The 4,437-nt window shown below is 64.2% G+C and carries 6 protein-coding genes; 2 read left to right on the top strand and 4 right to left on the bottom strand.

All coding sequences use genetic code 11. From position 1 onward, the window contains the following. Positions 1-290: 290 nt before the first annotated feature. The 4 genes from ACNFG0_RS22740 to ACNFG0_RS22725 form a co-directional block, all read right to left on the bottom strand. Positions 291-581 (bottom strand): PA4642 family protein, encoded by a 291-nt coding sequence (locus tag ACNFG0_RS22740; protein ID WP_196143726.1) that lies wholly within the window; start codon positions 579-581, stop codon positions 291-293. Positions 582-650: 69 nt separating this feature from the next. Then, a complete protein-coding gene (locus tag ACNFG0_RS22735; protein WP_196143727.1) occupies positions 651-1,121 on the bottom strand; it encodes a hypothetical protein in 471 nt (156 codons plus the stop codon). Positions 1,122-1,198: 77 nt separating this feature from the next. Next, the gene (locus ACNFG0_RS22730; protein WP_416766505.1) at positions 1,199-1,672 is read right to left on the bottom strand and encodes a WbuC family cupin fold metalloprotein; all 474 of its coding nucleotides are present in this window, start codon (positions 1,670-1,672) and stop codon (positions 1,199-1,201) included. Between the two features lie 2 nt (positions 1,673-1,674). Next, positions 1,675-2,232, bottom strand: coding sequence for a hypoxanthine-guanine phosphoribosyltransferase (locus ACNFG0_RS22725; RefSeq protein ID WP_084858579.1), 558 nt, complete (start codon positions 2,230-2,232; stop codon positions 1,675-1,677). A 165-nt stretch (positions 2,233-2,397) separates the two neighbouring features. Between ACNFG0_RS22725 and upp the strand changes: the two genes are divergently transcribed. Further along, complete coding sequence (gene upp / locus ACNFG0_RS22720) at positions 2,398-3,036, top strand: uracil phosphoribosyltransferase (RefSeq protein ID WP_028691132.1); 639 nt, start codon at positions 2,398-2,400, stop codon at positions 3,034-3,036. A 2-nt stretch (positions 3,037-3,038) separates the two neighbouring features. Further along, positions 3,039-4,304 carry a uracil-xanthine permease family protein gene (locus ACNFG0_RS22715; RefSeq protein ID WP_416766503.1) on the top strand — a complete coding sequence of 422 codons (1,266 nt, stop codon included), beginning with the start codon at positions 3,039-3,041 and terminating at the stop codon, positions 4,302-4,304. The last annotated feature ends 133 nt before the right edge of the window (positions 4,305-4,437 follow it).

Genomic DNA, 4,437 nt, shown 5'->3' with positions numbered 1-4,437 from the left:
CGACGGTAACCCCTTCGGGGGGCCCTTGGGGGCGCCACCCCCCCCCACCGCCGGCACCCCGGCCCCCCCCGGCCGGCGTTACTGGGGGGCGCGGGCTGCCCGGCGATGGGTGTGCAGCGCCCCGTATCCTTAACTGACAGGCATTACACTTCGGGCGTTTTTTTGTGCCTGGTGTATCGGTGTCGGCCCTATCGCGGGGCAAGCCCGCTCCCACAGAGCAACGCATAACGATTTTGCAGGTCCTTGTGGGAGCGGGCTTGCCCCGCGATAGGCCGGTACAGGCCTACCTCTTAACTGCGGGCTTTATCGATGATCTCGATGTACTCGGCCGCATTGCGCTGGTCGGCAATCAGCTGGACGAAGGTCTTGCCCTGCTCGTCCTTGCCGTCCAGGTCCAGGCCGGCCTCGACGAAGAAGCCGACGAAGCGCTCGAAGTCGTCGACGCGCAGGCCACGGTAGGCCTTGATCAGCTTGTGCAGCGAAGGCGAAGTCTGTCCGTCGGCCGGCTCGAACCGAAGGAACGTCTTGACGTAGTCGTCGCTGATCTCGTCACCAATCACCTGCTTCTTGTCTTTACGCATTGCCGACTCCAAGTGGACCATCACGGACATTTCAAAGGCCGGCAGTGTACCCCTCGTGGCCCACGGGCCTCAACGCGTACGTACGGTGCCGGTGTGCAGGTCGGCCCACACGTGGCCGTTGGGGTAGGTGAGAAACTGCACGTACAGGGTTTCGTTGCGCAGCAGATCCATGATCACGCGGTAGTTGGCCATCGGGTAGCTCAAAGTCAGGGTCCGTGTTTTCTCGTCGAAGGCTGGCTTCTTCAGGCTCTTGCCACCCTCTCCATCGAAATTGACCAGCACCTGGCTGATGGTCGCCCCCTTGCTCAGCGGCTTGCCCTTCAGGCGCAGCAGCAGCGAGGAGGTGATCGGGATGGGTTGCTGGTCGGACTGGCGCTGGATACCGGCCACCACCGAATAGTCGGTCACCTGCAGCAACTGCTGGGCCGAAGGGGCTTGCTGGCGCAGGGCCAAGTCGTCGGGGGGCAGGAACTGGCCATGCAGCGGCGCCGCGGACAGCGGTAGGCTCACCGCCAGCAGGAAAGGAAGAATCGCACGCATGTGAGGCTCCTTGGCAGGGAGGAGCACTCTAGCATGGTGCTGGGCTGAAGATAGTGGGGCGCGTTGCAGCCCCAGACTCACTCGAACTGCGCGCGCATCCAGGCGTGGTACTCGACCACGCCTTCCTCACCTTCGCGCGGCGCCCAGTGGGCATGCTCGCCCTCGCCGACCGGCCGGTACGGCCCGGCCTTGCACTCGAACAGGATGCTGTCGGCCTCCAGCACCACCAACCCATGGTAGGTGCCCGGCGCCAGATCGACGCCCAGGCAGTCGCCCCCCGCCTGCAACACGCGCTTGCCGGTCACCACCCCCTGGTCGTCGAAGATCAACAGGCCCAGGCGGCCCTTGAGCACGATCAACGCCTCGGCCTTGTCATCGCTCAGGTGACGGTGGGGCGGAATGTACGTGCTCAGCTGCAAGCCGACCGCCATGCGGTGGCAAGGCTCTTCCATCTGGTGGAAGTTGTGGTGCTGGCGGCCGCGCGGGTTGTCGGCGGCCTTCTGCGCCAACCCGGCAAACAGCGTCTGGTCGATGAATGCGGGCTGGCGCATGGTCACAGGCCCTTGACGGCGAAGATGCCGTTGGCGTTGCGCCAGTAGCCTTTGTAGTCCATGCCGTAGCCGAAGATGTAGCGGTCGACGCACGGTAGGCCTACGTAGTTCGCCTTCAGGTCCGGGCTGGCCTTGCGGTCGTGGTCTTTGTCGATCAGCACGGCGGTGTGCACCGAGCGGGCCCCAGCATGCTTGCAGAAGTCGATGATGGCGCTGAGGGTGTGGCCTTCGTCGAGGATGTCGTCGACGATCAGCACGTCGCGGTCGATGAACGAGATCTCGGGCTTGGCCTTCCAGAACAGTTCGCCGCCGCTGGTCTGGTTGCGGTAGCGAGAAGCGTGCAGGTAGGAGGCTTCCAGCGGGAACTGCAGGTGGGTCAGCAGTTTGCCGGCGAAGATCAGGCCGCCGTTCATGACGCAGAAGACCACCGGGTTCTTGTCGTGCAGGTCTTGGCAGATCTGCTGGCCGACCTTGGCGATGGCCGCTTCGACCTCGGCTTCGGTGTACAGGCAGTCAGCCTCGCGCATGACTTGACGGATATGCTCGAGATCGGCGGACATGGCGCTCTCCAGGGGGCTCGGAATTGGAAAAGCGGGCAAAGGTACGCATCCGCTCGTCACAGATCAAGCATTTATGGACTAACGTGCAGAATGACTGGACGACAGCTCAGGCTGAATAGATTAATCTAGCGCGGTTTTTTTGCCCGCCTCCCGGAGCCCTCCCCTATGCCTACTCGTGAGATCCGCCATCCGCTGATCCGCCACAAGCTCGGCCTGATGCGCCGTGCCGATATCAGCACCAAGAACTTTCGCGAACTCGCCCAGGAAGTCGGCGCCCTCCTGACCTATGAAGCCACCCAGGACCTGCCGCTCGAAACCTACGAGATCGACGGCTGGTGCGGCAAGGTGCAGGTCGAGAAGATCGCCGGCAAGAAGATCACCGTAGTCCCGATCCTGCGCGCCGGCATCGGCATGCTCGACGGCGTGCTCAGCCTGGTGCCGGGCGCCAAGGTGAGTGCCGTGGGCGTCGCCCGCAACGAAGAGACCCTCGAAGCGCACACCTACCTGGAAAAACTCGCGCCGGACATCAACCAGCGCCTGGCCCTGATCATTGACCCGATGCTGGCCACCGGCGGTTCGATGGTCGCCACCATCGACCTGCTGAAAAAGGCCGGCTGCAAGGAGATCCGCGCGATGGTCCTGGTCGCGGCCCCCGAAGGCATCGCCGTGGTGGAGAAAGCCCACCCCGACGTGCAGATCTACACGGCCTCGATCGACCAGCGCCTGAATGAACACGGCTATATCGTCCCCGGCCTGGGCGATGCCGGCGACAAGATCTTCGGCACCAAACAGAAGGACGCCTGACCATGCAGGACGGCTTCAACGACCCGCTTTGGCGCCAGGTCGTCTCGGGTGCGCAGATGCTCTTCGTAGCATTCGGCGCACTGGTGCTGATGCCGCTGATCACCGGCCTCGACCCCAACGTGGCCCTGTTCACCGCCGGTATCGGCACCCTGCTGTTCCAACTGGTCACCGGGCGCCAGGTTCCGGTCTTCCTGGCCTCGAGCTTTGCCTTCATCACCCCGATCATCCTCGCCAAGGGCCAGTTCGGCCTGGCCGAGACCATGGGCGGCGTGATGGCGGCCGGCTTCGTGTACACCTTCATGGGCCTGATGGTGAAGATAAAGGGCACCGGCTTCATCGACCGTATGCTGCCACCGGTGGTGATCGGCCCGGTGATCATCTCCATCGGCCTTGCCATGGCGCCGATCGCCGCCAACATGGCCATGGGCAAGGGCGGCGACGGCAGCGTATTGATGCCGTACAAGACCGCGATGCTGATCTCCATGCCGGCGTTGCTGACCACACTGATCGTGGCCGTGTTCGGCAGGGGCATCTTCCGTCTGGTGCCGATCATCGCCGGCGTGCTGGTGGGCTTTGGCCTGTCGTTCGCCTTCGGCGTGGTCGACACCGCCAAGATCGCTGCCGCGCCTTGGCTGGAGCTGCCCAAGTTCACGGCCCCTGCATTCAACTGGCAGGCGATCCTGTTCATCGTACCGGTGGCACTTGCACCGGCCATCGAGCATATCGGCGGGGTGATCGCCGTGGGCAGCGTGACCGGCCGCGACTACCTGAAGAAGCCCGGCCTGCACCGCACCCTGCTCGGTGACGGCCTGGCCACCACCGCAGCCGGCCTGTTCGGCGGCCCGCCCAACACCACCTATGCCGAAGTGACTGGCGCGGTGATGCTGACCAAGAACTACAACCCGAAGATCATGACTTGGGCGGCAATCTTCGCCATCACCCTGGCCTTCATCGGCAAGTTCGGCGCACTGCTGCAGAGCATCCCGGTACCGGTGATGGGCGGCATTCTTTGCCTGCTGTTCGGCTCGATCGCGGCGGTGGGCATGAACACCATGATCCGCCACAAGATCGACCTGGCCGAGGCACGCAACCTGGTGATCGTCTCGGTGACCTTGGTGTTCGGTATTGGCGGTGTGTTGATCGGCAGCGGCGACGGCCCGGATGACTGGGGCCTGAAAGGCATCGCCCTGTGCGCCATCGTGGCCATCGCGCTGAACCTGATCCTGCCGGGTAATGACAGCTGGAAGCACAAGCAGCTGGATAACTGAGATCACGGGGCTGCTGCGCAGCCCTTTCGCGGGGCAAGGCCCCCCCCCCCCGGTTGAACGCAGCCCGAGTTGGATGGGCCGTTTGCGGCGGAAGGGGCGCCACGCCGGCCCCCCCCATTAGGCCGTCTACCAC

This window comes from Pseudomonas sp. NY15372 (assembly GCF_048068215.1).
GTDB lineage: Bacteria > Pseudomonadota > Gammaproteobacteria > Pseudomonadales > Pseudomonadaceae > Aquipseudomonas > Aquipseudomonas guariconensis_A.
This window is presented reverse-complemented; position numbering and strand designations above follow the sequence as displayed.